The 17,559-nt window shown below is 65.1% G+C and carries 11 protein-coding genes and 1 riboswitch; of the genes, 4 read left to right on the forward strand and 7 right to left on the reverse strand.

What is annotated here, in order from left to right; all coding sequences use genetic code 11:
* Positions 1-35: 35 nt before the first annotated feature.
* The 6 genes from ACX9OT_RS00540 to thiC form a co-directional block, all read right to left on the reverse strand.
* The gene (locus tag ACX9OT_RS00540; RefSeq protein WP_032128398.1) at positions 36-245 is read right to left on the reverse strand and encodes a hypothetical protein; all 210 of its coding nucleotides are present in this window, start codon (positions 243-245) and stop codon (positions 36-38) included.
* Between the two features lie 170 nt (positions 246-415).
* Positions 416-3,274, reverse strand: coding sequence for a TonB-dependent receptor (locus ACX9OT_RS00545; RefSeq protein WP_049400560.1), 2,859 nt, complete (start codon positions 3,272-3,274; stop codon positions 416-418).
* 49 nt (positions 3,275-3,323) lie between these two features.
* Entirely contained in the window at positions 3,324-4,223 is a 900-nt protein-coding gene (locus ACX9OT_RS00550; RefSeq protein ID WP_459000537.1) for an AraC family transcriptional regulator, read from the reverse strand.
* 115 nt (positions 4,224-4,338) lie between these two features.
* The gene (locus ACX9OT_RS00555) at positions 4,339-6,663 is read right to left on the reverse strand and encodes a winged helix-turn-helix domain-containing protein (RefSeq protein WP_049461386.1); all 2,325 of its coding nucleotides are present in this window, start codon (positions 6,661-6,663) and stop codon (positions 4,339-4,341) included.
* 260 nt (positions 6,664-6,923) lie between these two features.
* The gene (locus ACX9OT_RS00560) at positions 6,924-7,595 is read right to left on the reverse strand and encodes an ion channel (protein ID WP_032128402.1); all 672 of its coding nucleotides are present in this window, start codon (positions 7,593-7,595) and stop codon (positions 6,924-6,926) included.
* Positions 7,596-7,734: 139 nt separating this feature from the next.
* Positions 7,735-9,579: a phosphomethylpyrimidine synthase ThiC gene (thiC, locus tag ACX9OT_RS00565; RefSeq protein WP_049461385.1), complete on the reverse strand. Its 1,845-nt coding sequence runs from the start codon at positions 9,577-9,579 to the stop codon at positions 7,735-7,737.
* A gap of 82 nt (positions 9,580-9,661) precedes the next feature.
* A riboswitch (TPP riboswitch) is annotated at positions 9,662-9,763 on the reverse strand.
* A 245-nt stretch (positions 9,764-10,008) separates the two neighbouring features.
* Between thiC and ACX9OT_RS00570 the strand changes: the two genes are divergently transcribed.
* The gene (locus ACX9OT_RS00570) at positions 10,009-11,598 is read left to right on the forward strand and encodes a BCCT family transporter (protein ID WP_459000540.1); all 1,590 of its coding nucleotides are present in this window, start codon (positions 10,009-10,011) and stop codon (positions 11,596-11,598) included.
* A gap of 558 nt (positions 11,599-12,156) precedes the next feature.
* On the opposite strand, the gene ggt is transcribed toward ACX9OT_RS00570, so the two are convergent.
* Positions 12,157-13,950: a gamma-glutamyltransferase gene (ggt, locus tag ACX9OT_RS00575; RefSeq protein ID WP_223224664.1), complete on the reverse strand. Its 1,794-nt coding sequence runs from the start codon at positions 13,948-13,950 to the stop codon at positions 12,157-12,159.
* 612 nt (positions 13,951-14,562) lie between these two features.
* On the opposite strand from ggt, the gene ilvC reads away from it, so the two are divergent.
* The 3 genes from ilvC to ACX9OT_RS00590 are packed head-to-tail and all read left to right on the forward strand — an operon-like array spanning position 14,563 to position 17,548.
* Positions 14,563-15,537, forward strand: a complete 975-nt coding sequence (gene ilvC / locus ACX9OT_RS00580) for a ketol-acid reductoisomerase (protein WP_014038401.1) — start codon at positions 14,563-14,565, stop codon at positions 15,535-15,537.
* Between the two features lie 39 nt (positions 15,538-15,576).
* A complete protein-coding gene (gene ilvG, locus ACX9OT_RS00585; RefSeq protein WP_049462520.1) occupies positions 15,577-17,313 on the forward strand; it encodes an acetolactate synthase 2 catalytic subunit in 1,737 nt (578 codons plus the stop codon).
* The gene (locus tag ACX9OT_RS00590; RefSeq protein ID WP_014038403.1) at positions 17,297-17,548 is read left to right on the forward strand and encodes an ACT domain-containing protein; all 252 of its coding nucleotides are present in this window, start codon (positions 17,297-17,299) and stop codon (positions 17,546-17,548) included. Before ilvG ends, ACX9OT_RS00590 begins: the two co-directional genes overlap by 17 nt.
* Positions 17,549-17,559: the final 11 nt, after the last annotated feature.

Consider the following 17,559-nt stretch of genomic DNA (forward strand, 5'->3'; position numbering starts at 1 on the left):
TCGAAGGCGCGCCCAAAGGCGCGCCTTTTTTTGCATCAGCGCGCGCCGCAGGCGTCCTGCACGCAGTGGCGATACTGCAGATCGCACATGACCTTCGAATTGCCTGCAGCCAGGCATTGCTGGCGCAGCTCTTCGCAGTACAGCCCGCCCCCACAGACGCCACCGGTCTGGGCGAACACCGCACCCACCAATGTTGCATAGATCAGTGCAGCAGCAGACAGTTTGTGCAACAGCGTGCTCTTCATCGCTCTCTCCATGTGCAAGTGTCCGAAAGTGGACCCAGCAACTGTGTTGATTACGACACGACAGGAACGTGACTCTGCTCACCTTCCACGACATTTCGGAATTCCCCTACAAAAAAAGAGGGCGGACCTTGCGGTCCGCCCTCCCGGTATTGCTATCGCACTTCGAACGATCAGAAGCGCTGGGTGTACTTCATGTACAGGAAGCGACCGACGTCGAAGCCACCGTAGTAGGCGAAGCTCGAGTTCGGCGCCGAGTACTGCAGCGCACCGCGGTGATCGAACACGTTGTTCGCACCCAGGGCGATGGTGGCATCCCACGGAGCCTTCCAGCTGACCTGCACGTCGTGGAAGGTGTTGGAGCCGGTGTGGCGCAGCGGATCCGGCTCACCATTGGCATAGTGGTTCGGGGCGTCGCACCATGCGTCGTCGATGCAGCTTTCCTTCATGCCCGAGTAGTAACGAGCAGTCCAGTTGACACCGAAGTCACCCAGCTCCCAGTTCACGCCCAGGTTCGAACGGACGCGGAACAGGCCCGGCTCACCAACGCGACCGATGGTGATGTTCTCACCCTTCTTGTTCTGGCCGGCTTCGTCGTACTTGGCCAGGTAGCTGGTCTGCCAGTCGATGCTGAACTTGCCGATCGACAGTTCCGGCAGGCGGTACTTGACACCCAGGTCGTAGCCTTCGGTCTCCATCGAGCCGAGGTTGGCCAGGCCGTAGGTCAGCGCCTCGATATGGCCATCGGCGGCACGGGTGACGCCTTCGCAGCGAGCTGCGTTGCCCAGCACGTAGCAGTCACGCAGGATGCGATCAACGCTGTCAGCGATGATCATGTTCTTCAGCTCGTAGCGGTACCAGTCGAGCGAGATGTCCAGGCCCTGCACCCAACGCGGGCTCCAGACCAGGCCAACCGTCTTGCTCTTGGAGGTTTCCGGCTTCAGAGCCGAATTCGAACCGCTGACGAACTGGTCCGGGGTCGCGCACGGGAAGGTGCTGCAAGGCGCGAAGCCCTGGCCGACCTGCACGTAGTTGGCCGGCACGCCAGCCCCGGCGCAGGCAGCATTGCCAGCGACGTTGCCCGGCGAGGTCGAACCGCACGGGTCGGTGTAACGCTCGAAGCTCGAGTTGGTGCCGCCGTACAGATCGTCGACGGTCGGCGCGCGGAAGCCTTCTGCGTAGGTACCGCGGACCAGCAGCTCTTCGATCGGGCGCCACACCAGGCCGAACTTCGAGTTGATCGTGTCACCGAAGTTGCTGTAGTCGGAGTAGCGGCTGGCGACGTTGAAGGTCAGTTCCTTGGCAAACGGCAGGTCCGACAGGATCGGCACGTTCAGTTCCAGGTAGAACTCATCCAGCGAGTAGTTGCCCGAGGTGGTGGTCGACGCCAGGCCGGTCGACTGGCCCGACTGACGGAAGGCGTCCGGCACGAAGCGGCCTTCTTCCTTGCGGTGCTCGTAGCCCATGGCCACGCCCAGGTCACCGGCCGGCAGCTCGAACAGCGAACCGGACAGGTTGGCGGTGTAGCTGGTGGTCTTGGTCACACCGGTGTCGGTGTAGGTCGGGAACAGGAAGTTCTGCAGATCACGGTCGGCAAGCGAGCCCTGGCCGTTGACGCCATACGGCAGCAGCGGGTTCCACGGACGGCACTGGCTCAGCGGGATCGGGTTGGCGGCGGTGCCGCACTGGGCAACACCCTGGCCGTTGATGAACGACTTGCCAAGTGCCTGCTCGGATGCGATCAGGCTCATGTCGCCGTAGCCGGTCTTGGTCAGCTCGTTGCGGTTCCACAGCGCACCGACGTCCCAATCCCAGGTCTTGCCGGCGAATTCGAAGAAGCCGCTCAGGCTCGGCGCGAAGCGCAGGGTCTTAAGATCGCTCTTGGTGGTACGCGGCACTTCCCACAGGCGGCGACGGAACTCGACGTCCTGACCGATCGGGTTGAACGCGCTGTCCTTCGACAGCGGGGTACCGAACGACAGCGACTGGTACGGGTAACCCGCGATCTGCTGGTCGGTGGTGCGCTGGTTGTACAGCACGTCAGCATTGAAGGTGATCGAGTCGGCCAGATCGTAGCTGCCGTTGACGTACACGGACTTACGCTCGATGCCGGTCTGCACCATCATCTGCTGGTTGGCATTGGAGTACTCGGCCGGGGTCAGCTGGTGGTAGTCGGCCGCATTCTTCGGGTCACCGCCCGGATTCAGGGTCATCCACTCCGGCTGCGGCTGGCCTGCAGCGCGCGGCTTGCAGTCGCCCCACACGCGCGGGTCGCACCAGGTGCTGTTCTGGCTCAGCGGGCTCCAATCACCGGAGGTGGTGTTCGGGCCCAGGCCGCCGTCGCGGCTGAACCAACGATCCTTCGCCCACACCGGATCCTGCTTGGAGTATTCGGCCGACAGGGTCACGCCGCCACGCTCGCCTTCGGAGCCGAGGGTGAACGAGTAGGTGTTGGTGTCGCCGTCGCCGCGGCCGTACTGGCCGACGTAGACGCTGGCTTCAGCACCGTCGAAGCGCTTGCGGGTGATCACATTGACCACGCCAGCGATGGCGTCCGAACCGTAGATGGCGGAGGCGCCATCCTTCAGCACTTCGATGCGCTCGACGGCGGCCATCGGAATCTGGCTCAGATCCTGGTAGCCGGCAGTGGTCGCGCCCAGGCGCTTGCCGTTCATCAGCACCAGGGTGCGCTGCGCGCCCAGGTTGCGCAGGTCGACGTAGTAGCCGCCAACGTTTTCGCCGGAGGACAGCGAGTCCGCACGGGAAATGGCCGGCGAACCTGCCGAGGTCAGGTTCTGCAGGACATCGGCGACGGTGGTGTAGCCCTGCTTTTCCAGGTTCTCACGGCTCAGGGTGAGGACCGGCTGCTGGGTCTCCATCGAGGCGCCGCGGATGCGCGAGCCCGTGATTTCGATGCGATCCAGGGTGGTCGCATCCTTTGCTTCCTGTGCAGAAGCAAAGGCGGGCGTCAGCGCCAACGCAATGCCAGCCGGCAGAAGGCCCAGCCGCACTGCGGGATTACGAACGTTCATCTATCTCTCCAAGGTACGTGTTAGCAGCGTGTTAAAACACCCCAGCACGTTACGATTGCGTTGCAGCGCTGTATTTGCGCGAACCAACCGGAGACTTTGCAGATTGTGGCGGCAGCAAGCCGCCGTTCTCCCTGAAGCGCGATGCGGACTGGCCGTAGCGGGCGCGGAACGCACGCGCGAAGCTGCAGCAGTTGTCGAAGCCACTGGCTGCAGCAACTTCGCCGACCATCATGTCGGTGTCACGCAGCAGGTCGGCAGCGCGCTCAAGGCGCAGCCGCGCCGAAAGCGACTGCGGGCTTTCCTCGTACAGGCTCTGGAAGGTCTTGGAGAGATACCAGCTGGAGAAGTTGGTCAGCTCGGCCAGTTCACCGATGCGCACCACGCGGTGGCTGTTGCCTTCCAGGTACAGGCGGGCGCGCTGCATGCGGCCGAACACCTGGCGCTTGCGGCTGCGCGAGCGCCCCGGGCAACGCTGCACGTTGTCGGCCAGCCCACGCTGCAGGCCCGCCAGGTGCAGCAGCAGCGAGCGCAGTGCCTGTGCCGGCTGGCCACTGGCCAGCGCATCGCGCCACAGGCGCAGCGCAACGCGGGCATCGCCACGGTTCATGCGGCCACGCCCGGCATACAGACCGCAATCGGCCATCTCGGCCAGCACGCGCAGCGCTTCGACCGTCAGGTTCAGGCCAACGCACAAGCCGTTGCGACCGGCCTGCACCAGCGGCCGCGACTCCTTCTCGAAGGCGATCCACTCGCCCTGGCGCAAGCGGAAGCGTCCTTCCTTGGCTTCCACCCAGGAGCTGCCGCGCACCTGCATCCACACAGTGAAGCTGCTGCCTGCGGTCTGCAGGCTGCCGAGCCGGGCCACGCCCAGGCAGGTCGGCGCAGCATCGTCGAGCGACCGGTCCAGAGAGACGGTTTGGCCGCGATCGGCCAGCGAGAGTTGACGCATGGGGGCACCACGGATTTGCCTAGTACAGGCCTCCGTTTTGCCAAATCAGGCGGCACCACGTCAGGAAAGTCAGACGAGATCGCCACGAATTCGCGGCGAGGTCGCCACGAAGAAATTACGAAGGCCCATTTCCGTTGAACAACAACAACTTGGAGAACGCCGGAAGCAGCGTCGGCGAGCGCTCGGGCAAACGCATCACACCGATGTCGGCACCGTCGCTGACCGCCATTGCCACGAACAGGGTGCGCCCATCGGCGCCGGCACTCAGCCCGTTGCCGGCACTGAGGCGTTCCGCATCCAGGCAGCGTTCCGGTTCCTCGCGCCCAGCCTGGATCAGCACCAGTGTCGTACCGCAGCGGGTGGACGTACCGAGATAGCCGATCGCACTGTTGCCGGCCACGGTCCAGGCCCGGTACCGCCACCGGCTGGGCTGGTCATCGCTGATCTGCTGCACGCTGCCTGGCGCCAGCGCCGCATCCACCGACCACAGGCCGCCTGCCGCCAGGCGGGTGAACAGCACACGCCCGCTGCTGCGATCGAACCGCGCCTGAGACACGCCCTCGATGCTGGCAAGGCGGCGCCAAGGCTGCACGCTTCGATCAAACAGGCTCAGCCGGGTCTGTTGCTGGTCATCGCGCTCGACTACCAGCAGCTGGTCCGGGTTTGCGCCGTACAGTGCCTGCAGCGGCTGCTCCGACGGTACCGGCAACGGCTGGACGCGTTCGTCACGTGGGGCGATCTCATAGACCACCGTGCGTCCGTGTTCGTCGCGCCCGACCACCAGCAACCGCCGGCTGTCGGCCGACCAGTCTGGTGCCTGACGTGCCTCAGGCCGCAATCCTTCGATAGGCCGCAGCGAATCGGGGCGCTCCATGTCCGCCCACCACAGCGCGAAGCTGCCTGAACGATCGGACGTGAACACCAGTTGGCGTCCATCCGGCGCCGCCATCGGCTGCCCATCCCGGCCGCTGGACGCAAACAAGCGCTGCGGGGGTGAACCGCCCTCCATCGGCACCTTGAAGATGCCGAACTGCGCGCGGCGGTGAACGAAGGCCAGCATGCCCGCGCGGCGCGCCGTCGCCGGCCATTGTGCGTCGTCGAGCCCGGCGTCGCGCAGCGTGCGGCTCTCGACGTCCAGGTAGTACAGGCGCACCTCACTGTCGACACGGCGTCCAAACACGATCGTCCGGCCATCACGCAACCAGGCCCAGCCACGCAGTTCAGCGGCCTCGTTGGTCAGCTGCTCGGGCGTGCCACCCGCGGCCGGCATGCGCCACAGGTCGCCCAGCTGCGGATTGCGCACGAATACCAGCCACTTGCCATCAGGCGAGTAGCGCGGCGCATAGTCGAAGTCATCCTCGGCGACACCGTAGTCCAGCGCCTCCCATTGGCCACTGGCCAGATCAAGCTTGCGGATGCCGCGATGGGCATAGCGCCCCACCATGCTGCCGAACACCAGACCACGGCCGTCCGGCGTCCAGTCGAAACTGAGCAGCTCGGTGCCATCGCACCGTGTGGCCTGGCGCAGGGCACCACCGGTCGCGCTGGCGATCAGCACCTGGCAACCGCCGTTGTTGCTGAACCGCGCGAAGGCGATCTCGCGTCCATCCGGCGACCAGCTCGGGAAGCGATCGACCGAGCCGGCCGGCGGAGCCAGCAGCTGCCGTGCAGGCGCGTTGCCGGAGGTCTGCACCTTGATCGCACCACCGCCCTGCCCGTCTTCGTTGGCGCCCTCATAGGCCACCAATGAACCATCGGGTGAAAGCGTGGGATAGGTTTCAAAGCCGCTGGTCGCGGTGATCAACCGATAGGGACGCTGCGGGCTGCCGATCACGCGCGTGCCGTTCTCCACGGCCGCGTCCACAGCTGAACTGCTGGCCGGTGCCCGCCGCAGCAGCAGCGCGGTCAGCACCACCACCGTGGCCAGCATCAGCACGCCCAGCACCAGCAGTACGCGCCGGCGGACGTGGCGCCAGCGGCGGCGCGATGCCTGCAGGTGTGGCGGCATCACCTCGGCGATGGCCATCGCCGGTTGAATGTCCACGATTTCGTCATCGGCTCCCGCCGGCGGCGCCGGCTCGACATCGTCCAGTACCTGCACCGGCACCAGCAGGCGATAGCCGGTCTTGGCGATGGTCTCGATATAGGCCTGGCCGTTGTCGTCGTCGTTGCTGAACGCCTTGCGCAGCTGGGTGACGGCCTGGGTAAGCACATCATTGGTCGGCAGCGTGTCCGGCCAGACTTCCGCGAACAGTTCATCGCGGGTGACAACACGCCCCGGCTGGCGCAGCAGCACACGCAGCACGCCCAGCGCCTTCGGCGTCAGCCGACGCGGGCGACGCGCACCGACGACCTCGACTTCGCGCGAGGACAGAGTGACAGTGCACTCTCCTATCCGGATCCGATCGAATCCGGGGGGCTGGTTTTCACTGCTGTTCATTTTCCGCTACACAGTAGAGACAGGTCCGGGGCAGCGTTTGCCTTCGATACCCTCCCGTCCTGGGAACAGCAAAAAGCCAGACTCCGCACAAAGCATCGGCGCATACCGCAAAAACAATGAAGCGGGCGAATACTAGCCTATGCGGGTTACCTCGCCTATCGCGTGGTCGACATCCAGGCTCTCTCTCGCCGACGCATTCACATAATCTGCTGCACCATTCGCGCCCTGCGGGGCGCGAAATTTTTATCTGGCGTTCATTTTCACATGCGCCGCAGCATGGTCAATCCAACCAGTCGCGAAACCACCAAAGCTACGTACATCACGCCTGAAAACTGCTCCAGCATGACCAAGGCGCGCGCCTGCGGATGCAGTGGCACAACGTCGCTCAAGCCAACACCCGAGAGCAAACTGAAGCTCAGATAAAGAAGCTCCATCCAGGTGCGCTGCGCGCCACCACCGGTGCCCTGGAAACTGCCCGGATACCATTGCTGGCACACGGCGAAAGCAAACGCGAAGGCCCACGCCAGCAACGTGAATGTCGCACCTGCTGCGAACAGTTCATCGCGGGTGACTTTATGGTCCTGGAGCATGTAGGCGATGAGCGCACCGGCCGTATAGAAGTACAGCAGGCTTTCCAGCAGCTGCGCGGTGGTCAGCAGCGCACTGCGATCCAGCAGTGCGCCGGCCAGCGAGAACACCACCGAAGGAATGGCCAGCAGCAGTGCCAGCCAGGTGCCCAGCGGACTGCGCTGGACCACCCACAGCGCCAGGCCGAGTACCGCCATGCCGAACATGCCCAGCGCCGCACGGCCGCCGGCGGTGTCATCAAGTGCGGGATACAGCAGCACCGCGATCAACTGGGCACCCAGCAGCCAGGCCGAAGGATGGCGGCGGGCAATGGCCAGCCAGCGGGTGGTGATGGCAACGGGCATGGCGTCCTTTCCCCAGGGTGATGGGCGGAGGATAGCCGGGAGCGGCGTGATGAGCGGTAGTGCCGGCCACTGGCCGGCACTCTCCCTGGTCCCACGCACGACGGAATGCCGGCCGACGGCCGGCACTACCCGTTACACGTCAGCCCTGGTGATAGACCTCGGCGCCGGCGGCGCGAAACTCCTTCGACTTCTCCTTCATGCCGGCCTCGGCGTAGTCGCGCACGTCCTGGGTGATCTTCATCGAACAGAAGTGCGGGCCGCACATCGAGCAGAAATGCGCCAGCTTGTGCGCATCCTTCGGCAGGGTCTCATCATGGAATTCCTTGGCCTTCTCCGGGTCCAGCCCGAGATGGAACTGGTCTTCCCAGCGGAACTCGAAGCGTGCCTTGCTCAGCGCGTTGTCGCGCACCTGTGCGCCGGGGTGTCCCTTGGCCAGGTCGGCCGCATGCGCGGCGATACGGTAGGCCATGATGCCGTCGCGCACGTCCTGGCGGTTGGGCAAGCCGAGGTGCTCCTTCGGCGTCACGTAGCAGAGCATGGCCGTACCAAACCAGCCGATCATTGCCGCACCGATCGCGCTGGTGATGTGGTCGTAGCCCGGTGCGATGTCGGTGGTCAGGGGGCCCAGCGTATAGAACGGCGCTTCGCCACACTCGCGCAGCTGCTTGTCCATGTTCTCCTTGATCAGCTGCATCGGCACGTGGCCGGGGCCTTCGATCATGGTCTGCACGTCGTGCTTCCAGGCGATCTTCGTCAGTTCGCCCAGCGTCTCCAGCTCACCGAACTGCGCAGCGTCGTTGGCATCGGCGATGCAGCCCGGGCGCAGGCCGTCACCCAGCGAGAAGGTCACGTCGTAGGCCTTCATGATTTCGCAGATGTCTTCGAAATGCGTGTAGAGGAAGTTCTCCTTGTGGTGTGCCAGGCACCACTTGGCCATGATCGAGCCACCGCGGCTGACGATGCCGGTGACCCGCTTGGCGGTGAGCGGCACATAGCGCAGCAGCACGCCGGCGTGGATGGTGAAGTAGTCCACGCCCTGCTCGGCCTGCTCGATCAGTGTGTCGCGGAAGATCTCCCAGGTGAGTGCTTCGGCGCGGCCATCGACCTTCTCAAGCGCCTGGTAGATCGGCACGGTACCGATCGCCACCGGCGAGTTGCGGATGATCCACTCGCGGGTCTCATGGATGTGCTTGCCGGTGGACAGGTCCATCACCGTGTCACCGCCCCAGCGGATCGCCCACACCAGCTTCTCCACCTCCTCGGCAATGCCCGAGGACACGGCGCTGTTGCCGATGTTGGCGTTGATCTTGGTCAGGAAATTGCGGCCGATGATCATCGGCTCGCTTTCCGGATGGTTGATGTTGTTGGGCAGCACCGCACGGCCGCGGGCGATTTCGTCGCGCACGAACTCCGGGGTGATGATCTTCTGGATCGAAGCGCCGAACGCCTCGCCCGGGTGCTGCTGCAGCAGGCCGGCATCGCGGATCGCGTCCAGCCGCTGGTTCTCGCGGATGGCGACGAATTCCATTTCCGGCGTGATGATGCCGCGGCGCGCGTAGTGCATCTGGGTGACGTTGGCACCTGCACGCGCACGGCGTGGCAGGCTGCGCGCGGGGAAGCGCACCGCATCGAGCTTCGGGTCATGCTCGCGATCGCGACCGAACGAAGAACTCAGTCCTTCCAGCCGCTCGGTATCACCGCGTTCTTCCACCCAGCCGCGACGCAGTGCCGGCAAACCAGCGGACAGATCGATGCGCACCTCCGGATCGGTGTACGGGCCCGACGTGTCGTAAACGGTCACCGGTGCATTCTCTTCGCCGCCGAACAAGGTCGGCGTGCGGGTCAGCGCGATCTCGCGCATCGGCACCTGCAGATCCGGGCGTGAACCGGGCACGTGGATCTTGCGCGAGCCGGGAATGGGCCGGGTCACGGATTCGGAGAGTTGCTGGGCCTGTTGCTGCAGGGCGGAGAGCTGTGCGTTCATCGGGCATCGTCCAGGAAGGTCAGGGACGAAGCGGCGGCGCACTGCTGCCGCGCCAGGACGGTCCTTGGGCGGAGTCCGGGCATGGCTGCACTGCAAAGCTTCCCTACGCCGGTATGAGCCGGATCAGGTTCCAAGGGACTGTCTCAACCGTGGCCACATGGCCGCGGTACCCCCGCTTCTTGGTGTGCATTAGAGCATAGAACGCACTGCAGCTCCTGGTGGTTCCATCCACGCACGGCGTGGATCTGCTGTTTCTGTATTAACAGAACCGTGACATCGCATTCAGTAACGTGCACGCGCATCGTGCCGCTGCGGCCGGTGTTTCCCCGCCGCCTCCGCGGCCCCTGCCCGGTCTGTGCTGCATGTCGCCGGCCCCTCGCAGCAAGCTCTGCTCGCTCCCCTCAATCCCTTGATCGGAGAAGCTCCTTCATGGTGTTTCGCGTTTCCATCGCACTGGTTCTGCTTCTGGTGCTGCTTGCCGGTGTTGCACCCGGCCCCTTCAATACCGTGGTGCAGTCGGTACTGGCCGATGTCATCCGCAGTGTCGGCTGGCTCTATCTTCTGGTCGTGTTCCTGGCGCTGACTTTCCTGATGTACCTGGCATTCGGTCGCTTCGGCAACCTGCGCATCGGCGGTGAAGATGCCGAGCCGGAGTTCTCGCGCGCCAGCTGGATGTCGATGCTGTTCGCCGCCGGCATGGGCATCGGCCTGGTGTTCTGGGGCGCCGCCGAGCCGATTTCCCACTTCACCAAGCCTCCAGAAGGCCTCGCACCGCAGAGCATGGACGCGGCGCGGGCTTCGATGCGCTATGCATTCTTCCATTGGGGTCTGCATCCATGGGCAATCTACGCGCTGATCGGCCTGGCGATGGCCTGGTTCCAGTTCAACCGCAATGGCCGTGGACTGGTCAGTGACATGCTGCAACCGATCATCGGCCGGCACCATCGCGGCTGGATCGGACGCGTGGTCAACATCGCCGCGGTTGTTGCCACTGCCATTGGCGTGGCCACCACGCTGGGGTTCGGTACCATCCAGATCGCTGCCGGCATGGAACGCGTGTTCGGCCTGCACGCGGGTGTGCCACTGCAGCTGACCATCATCGCCATCGCGTTCGTGCTGTACATGGCGTCCACCGCCAGCGGAGTCGAGCGCGGGGTGAAGTGGCTGTCCAACTTCAACCTTGCGCTGGCCGCGCTTCTTGCGGCCACCGTACTGGTGCTGGGTCCGACCGGATTCATCTTCGATACGTTCACCACCACACTGGGGTCGTACCTCAACCAGCTGGTGACGATGAGCCTGCGCATGTCGCCGTTCTCGGGCAGCACATGGGTGGCGGACTGGACCATCTTCTACTGGGCGTGGTGGATTTCCTGGGCCCCGTTCGTCGGCTCGTTCATCGCGCGCATCTCGCGTGGGCGCAGCGTCCGCGAGTTCGTCATCGGCGTCGTGCTGGCACCCACGGTGCTGGGCTTCTTCTGGTTCGCGGTGTTTGGTGGTACTGCGCTGTGGGCGCAGATCTTCGGCCACGCCGACCTGGTGCAGGCGCTGGGCAATGGCTATGAAACGGTGCTGTTCACCCTGTTTGACAGCATGCCGCTGCCCTTGCTGCTTTCCTGCATCGCACTGGTGCTGCTGATGATCTTCTTCGTGACATCAGCCGATTCGGCGGTGCTGGTACTGGCCAGCATGTCCACTGACGAGGCAGGCGATCCGCCGTTGAAGCGCAAGCTGGCCTGGGGCATCGCGGTGGCGCTGATTGCAGCGGCGTTGCTGCTGGCCGGTGGCCTGGATGCACTGCAGGGCATGATCACGATTGCGGCGTTGCCATTCGCGCTGCTGATGGTGATGGTGCTGGTGATGGTGTCGCTGTACCGGGTGCTGGACCAGGAGTACACGCGCGAGCGGCGGCAGGCGCAGCGCCAGCGGCAGCGGCACATGATCGATGCGTGGATCGCGCGCGAGATGGCGGCTCAGGAGGAGACCCCGGCGGAGGCGGCGCGCGCGCACGATCAGGATTGAGTGGGTTTTGCAGCCTGCGGCTGCACCGCTTTTTCAAGCAAGTGCAAATTCAAAAGCCAGGGCAGCTCTGGGTTTCTGCTGGTTGGGCGGGGCGGTGTGGGTAGGCAGGACACGCCGTAAACCCGTCCCTGGGGGCTCGATGGCGCCATCCATGGCGCCAACGGTCCTGCCCACCCACACCGCCCCACCCCCGACAGGTTACGTGTGACGGTTGGTCCATCCACGCCATGCGTGGATGAGGTGTATCGGAAAACAAGAAGGGGTCGGATTCGTTTTCCTGTGGGAAACGGATCCGACCCCAACCCACAGCACGCGGCTGTTGCCGTTGCCTTTGCTCTTGATCTTCTTTTTTCTTTTCCTGCGGTGATGGACACGGAAACTATCCGTGGCCGGGCGGGTGGGCTGGGCGGGGGTGTCCGCGGCATGGATGCCGCGGCCAAGCCTCCAGGGACGGATTCACGGCGTCCCCCGACCAGCCCACCCGCCCGGCCCAATCACATGATCCCGCTTCCACGAACCATCACCGCGGAGGGGGCTGCGCCCGGTGGCCGGGAAACCTCAATACCCCGCCGCCTGCCCATCCTTTCGACTCTCAGACGCACCGTAGTAAACGCCGGATTCCGGATCACGCATGATCGCCTGATACCCGCCATACGGACCATCGGCGAACACGATGCGATGTCCCTTGCGCATCAACGCACGCACCGTCTCATACGGGAAGCCGGTTTCCAGATTCACCTCACCACCGTCGGTCATCGCCGTGGCCTGCCCGGTCGGTTCGGTCGAGCCTTCATGCTGGATGCGCGGTGCATCACCGGCTTCCTGCAGGTTCATGCCGAAATCCACCAGGTTCATCACGATCTGCGCGTGGCCCTGCGGCTGCATCGCGCCGCCCATCACGCCGAAGCTGGCGTACGGCTTGCCACCCTTGGTGATGAAGGCCGGAATGATGGTCTGGAACGGGCGCTTGCCCGGCGCATAACCGTTGGGATGATTCTTCTGCAATACGAACATCTCGCCACGGTCCTGCAGGATGAAGCCCAGCCCCGGCGGCACCATGCCGCTGCCCATGCCGCGGTAATTGGACTGGATCAGCGACACCATCATGCCGTCGGCGTCGGCCACGGTCATGTAGATGGTGTCGCCCTCTTCCAACTGCTTCGGCGTGCCCGGCTGCACTTCCTTCAGCGCCTTGTCCATCGAGATCAGCGCGCGACGTTGCGCGGCGTACTCCTTGGAGATCAGCTTCTGCACCGGCGCCGGCTGGAACGCCATGTCGGCATAGAAGCGCGCACGGTCGGCGAAGGCCAGCTTCTTCGCTTCGACAAACAGGTGCACGTGTTCCGGCGATCCGAACGGGATCTTCGAGAAGTCGTAGCCTTCCAGCACGTTGAGGATCTGCAGCGCGGCGATGCCCTGGCTGTTCGGCGGCAGCTCCCACACGTCGTAGCCACGGTAGTTGCTGCTGACCGGTTCGACCCACTCACCGTGGTGGTCGGCCATGTCCTGGTAGCTCAGGTAGCCACCGTTGGCCTTGAAGTAGTCGCCGATGGTGCGGGCGATATCGCCCTTGTAGAAGGCATCGCGGCCGCCGTCGGCGACCTTCTGCAGCGTGCTGGCCAGGTTCGGGTTCTTCCACATCTCGCCCTTGCGCGGGGCGTGGCCGTTGATCGTGAACTGTTCCTTGAAGCCCGGGTACTGCGACAGCTTGGGCACCGAGCGGTCCCAGTAGTAGGCGATCACCTCGGCCACCGGATGGCCCTCGCGGGCGTAGCGGATCGCCGGCGCCAGGTTGTCGGCCATCGGCTTGCGGCCGAAGCGGTCGTGCAGCGCGAACCAGCCGTCGACTGCGCCGGGCACGGAGACCGGCAGTGGGCCGGTAGGCGGGATGTCCTTCAGGCCACGGCGTTGGAACTCGGCCAGGGTCAACGACTTCGGCGAACGGCCCGAACCGTTGTAGCCATAGAGCTTCTGCGTCTTCGGGTCCCAGACGATGGCGAACAGGTCGCCGCCGATGCCGTTGCCGGTGGGCTCCATCAGGCCAAGCGCGGCATTGGCGGCAATCGCCGCGTCCACCGCCGAGCCACCGCCCTTCATCACGTCCAGCGCGATCTGGGTGGCCAGCGGCTGCGAGGTGGCGGCCATCGCATGCGGGGCGATCACCTCCGAACGGGTGGCGAAGGTGTGGCCGGTGATGCGGTCGGCGGCGGAAGACAGCGCGGGCACGGAGGCCAGTACAGCGGCGGCCAGCAGGGAACGGGCAAGGCGTCGGGACACGGTCGGGTTCCGATGGAAGGGTGGTCCCTCGATCTTCGCCGCTGCGGCCTTCATGCGGTATCGGGCAGAGGTCATGGACGTTGATCCTGGGATGGGGGCGGAAGGTCCGCACCCACCAAGGTGAAAATCCGCCGGATTCCGCGCAAAAACCGCGCTGAAAGGAGTGAATTCCGGTTCACCGAAACACTTTCAGCGGCAACCATCCTTGTGCCACAAGCGATTGCGCTGGATGCAGCGGAAACCGATAAAAATTCCATCGCGAGGGTTGACATCGCCGAAACGGCTGTGTTTCTCTCGATCACATGTTGCATCACAACACGCCACCGCGAACACACATCGTAGCCGCCGACACCGGCGCCGCCTCGCTGCGTTCGATTCTTGTGCTCGTACTTATTACCCAACCAACAGGTGCGGGACGAGCCAGCGTGTAAGCAACAAACACACCGGAACTCTTCAAAAACCCGCACCCGCCCCGGTGCGGGTTTTTTCATTTCAGGACCTGGTTTCAGACGCAACCACCATGCACAACGCCCAACGCAAAACCCGGACCCACACCACCACGATGCCTCGTGGTGGCTGTGCCTGTGCGATGCGCGGCGCCCCCTCCACCGCTTTCCCCTGACCGGCCGGCACGTCACCTCGACGACCGGCCGTTCTTTTTTCTTCCCACCGCAAGGAACCTCCCCCATGAGCACCAACGACCTGCCCCAGACCAAGATCGCCGTCATCGGCTACGGCAGCCAGGGCCGCGCCCACGCACTGAACCTGCGCGAATCCGGCTTCGACGTGGTGGTAGGCCTGCGTCCGGGTGGCCCGACCGAGGTCAAGGCACAGGCCGATGGCTTCACCGTGAAAGCACCGGCCGACGCGGTGAAGGATGCCGACCTGGTTGCCGTGCTGACCCCGGACATGGTGCAGAAGAAGCTCTACGACGACGTGCTGGCCGCGAACATGAAACAGGGTGCGGTGCTGTTGTTCGCGCACGGCCTGAACGTGCACTTCGACATGATCAAGCCGCGCGAAGACCTGGATGTCGTGCTGGTCGCGCCCAAGGGCCCGGGTGCGCTGGTGCGCCGCGAGTATGAAATCGGCCGTGGCGTGCCGTGCATCTGGGCGGTCTACCAGGACAAGAGCGGCAAGGCGGCCGAGTACGCCCTGGCCTATGCGGCCGGCCTCGGCGGCGCCCGCGCCAACCTGATCCAGACCACCTTCAAGGAAGAGACCGAGACCGATCTGTTCGGCGAACAGGCGGTGCTGTGCGGTGGTGCCTCGGCGCTGGTGCAGGCCGGTTTCGAAACCCTGGTCGAAGCCGGCTACCAGCCGGAGATCGCCTATTACGAAGTGCTGCACGAACTGAAGCTGATCGTGGACCTGTTCTACGAAGGCGGCATCTCGCGCATGCTGGAGTTCATCTCCGAGACCGCGCAGTACGGCGACTACGTCAGCGGCCCGCGCGTGATCGACGCCGGCACCAAGGCACGCATGAAGGAAGTGCTGAAGGACATCCAGGACGGCACCTTCACCAAGAACTGGGTGGCCGAGTACGAAGCGGGCCTGCCGAACTACAACAGGTTCAAGCAGGCCGACCTGGAGCACCCGATCGAGAAGGTAGGCAAGGAACTGCGCGCCAAGATGGTCTGGTTGCAAGGACAGGCCGCGTAACCGCGCGGCCCTCCCCCACCCGCTTTGCAAGGTTCCCCCATGAACTCTTCGACACATCGCAGCGCGCCGCCCAACGGCGCGCGCTGGCTGACCCAGGCGCTGGAGGCCGAAGGCGTCCGCACGCTGTTCGGCTATCCCGGTGGCACCATCATGCCGTTCTACGACGCGCTGGTGGATTCGTCGCTGAAGCACATCCTGGTACGCCATGAGCAGGGCGCGGCGCTGGCCGCCAACGGTTTTGCCCGCGCCAGCAACCAGGTGGGTGTCTGCGTGGCCACCTCCGGCCCGGGCGCCTCCAACCTGGTCACCGGCATTGCCGATGCGATGCTGGATTCGGTACCGATGGTCTGCATCACCGGTCAGGTCGGCACGCCGCTGCTGGGCACCGACGCCTTCCAGGAACTGGATGTGTTCGGCCTGACGATGCCGATCGTCAAGCACAGCTGGCTGGTGCGCAGCGTCGATGACCTGCCGCGCGTGGTCGCCGATGCGTTCCGCATCGCCCGCGAAGGCCGGCCCGGCCCGGTGCTGATCGACCTGCCCAAGGACGTGCAGCTGGCCGATGCCAGTCATCTGCCAGCGCACGTGCCGAGCAGCATCGAGCCGCCGCCTGCGCCGGCCGAAGCGGCCATCGCCGAGGCCATCGCCGCACTGGCAGCCGCCGAAAAGCCGGTGGTCTACGCCGGTGGGGGCATCGCGCTGGGCGACGCGGTGCAGGACCTGCGCGACTTCGTCGAGGCCAGTGCCATCCCCACGGTGATGACCCTGCGTGGGCTGGGCGCACTGCCGGCCAACCACCCGCAGTCGCTGGGCATGCTGGGTATGCACGGTACCCGCGCGGCCAACATGGCGGTGCAGGAAAGCGACCTGCTGCTGGTGCTGGGTGCGCGCTTCGATGACCGTGCCACCGGCAAGCTGGCCGAGTTCGCACCGTTCGCCCGCGTCGTCCACATCGACGCCGACGCCTACGAGATCTCCAAGCTGCGCAGCGCCGACGTCGCCGTGCCCGGCAACGTCGGCCATGCCATCCGCGCCCTGCGTGCGGCCTTCCCCTCCCCCAAGGCCCACCAGGACGCATGGCGCAAGCGCTGTGCACAGCATCGCGATCGTTTCGCCGCACGCTACGACGCGCCGGGCCAGCACATCTACGCACCGGCCCTGCTGAAGCGCCTGAGTGAGCTGGCACCGGCCGATGCGGTGATCGCCTGCGATGTCGGCCAGCACCAGATGTGGGTCGCCCAGCACTGCCGTTTCAACCACCCGCGCAATCATCTGACCAGTGGCGCGCTGGGCACCATGGGCTTCGGCCTGCCGGCCGCGATGGGTGCGCAGTTCGCATGCCCCGAGCGCACCGTGGTGCTGGTCTCCGGCGACGGCAGCTTCATGATGAACGTGCAGGAGCTGGCCACCATCGCGCGTTGCCGCCTGCCGGTGAAGATCGTGCTGCTGGACAACAGTTCGCTGGGCATGGTGCGGCAGTGGCAGGAGCTGTTCTTCGCCGAGCGTTACAGCGAGATCGACCTGTCCGACAACCCGGACTTCGTGGCACTGGCACAGGTGTTCGGCATCGCCGCCACCCGCATCGACAACCGCGACGACGTGGAAGGCGGCCTGGCCGCACTGCTGGCCGAACCAGGCCCGGCGCTGCTGCACGTGGCCATCGATGCACGCGCCAACGTGTGGCCGCTGGTGCCGCCGAACACCGCCAACAGCACGATGCTGGAAAGCAACCCCGCCCATGCCCGCCAGGAGACCCCCAATGCAATACCGGCTTGACCTGGTGCTGCACCCGGCCGAAGGCGCGCTGCTGCGCGTGATCGGCATGGCCGAACGCCGTGGCTTCGCGCCGCGTGCGATCAGTGGTGCGCCGGTGGCCGCCGACGATGGCCGCTGGCACCTGCAGCTGGTGGTGGATGGCCAGCGTCCGGCGGAAACGCTGTGCCGGCAGATCGAGAAGATCTACGACTGCGTGTCCGTGCAGGTCACCGCCGTGGAAGGAGCATCCGTATGAACACCCGTACC

Source organism: Stenotrophomonas genospecies 3 (assembly GCF_054473855.1).

Bases quoted from the DNA above. Each gene is read 5' to 3' on its own strand.
- ACX9OT_RS00540 (WP_032128398.1), bottom strand. From the start codon at position 245: ATGAAGAGCACGCTGTTGCACAAACTGTCTGCTGCTGCACTGATCTAT.
- ACX9OT_RS00545 (WP_049400560.1), bottom strand. From the start codon at position 3,274: ATGAACGTTCGTAATCCCGCAGTGCGGCTGGGCCTTCTGCCGGCTGGC.
- ACX9OT_RS00550 (WP_459000537.1), bottom strand. From the start codon at position 4,223: ATGCGTCAACTCTCGCTGGCCGATCGCGGCCAAACCGTCTCTCTGGAC.
- ACX9OT_RS00555 (WP_049461386.1), bottom strand. From the start codon at position 6,663: ATGAACAGCAGTGAAAACCAGCCCCCCGGATTCGATCGGATCCGGATA.
- ACX9OT_RS00560 (WP_032128402.1), bottom strand. From the start codon at position 7,595: ATGCCCGTTGCCATCACCACCCGCTGGCTGGCCATTGCCCGCCGCCAT.
- thiC (WP_049461385.1), bottom strand. From the start codon at position 9,579: ATGAACGCACAGCTCTCCGCCCTGCAGCAACAGGCCCAGCAACTCTCC.
- ACX9OT_RS00570 (WP_459000540.1), top strand. From the start codon at position 10,009: ATGGTGTTTCGCGTTTCCATCGCACTGGTTCTGCTTCTGGTGCTGCTT.
- ggt (WP_223224664.1), bottom strand. From the start codon at position 13,950: ATGACCTCTGCCCGATACCGCATGAAGGCCGCAGCGGCGAAGATCGAG.
- ilvC (WP_014038401.1), top strand. From the start codon at position 14,563: ATGAGCACCAACGACCTGCCCCAGACCAAGATCGCCGTCATCGGCTAC.
- ilvG (WP_049462520.1), top strand. From the start codon at position 15,577: ATGAACTCTTCGACACATCGCAGCGCGCCGCCCAACGGCGCGCGCTGG.
- ACX9OT_RS00590 (WP_014038403.1), top strand. From the start codon at position 17,297: ATGCAATACCGGCTTGACCTGGTGCTGCACCCGGCCGAAGGCGCGCTG.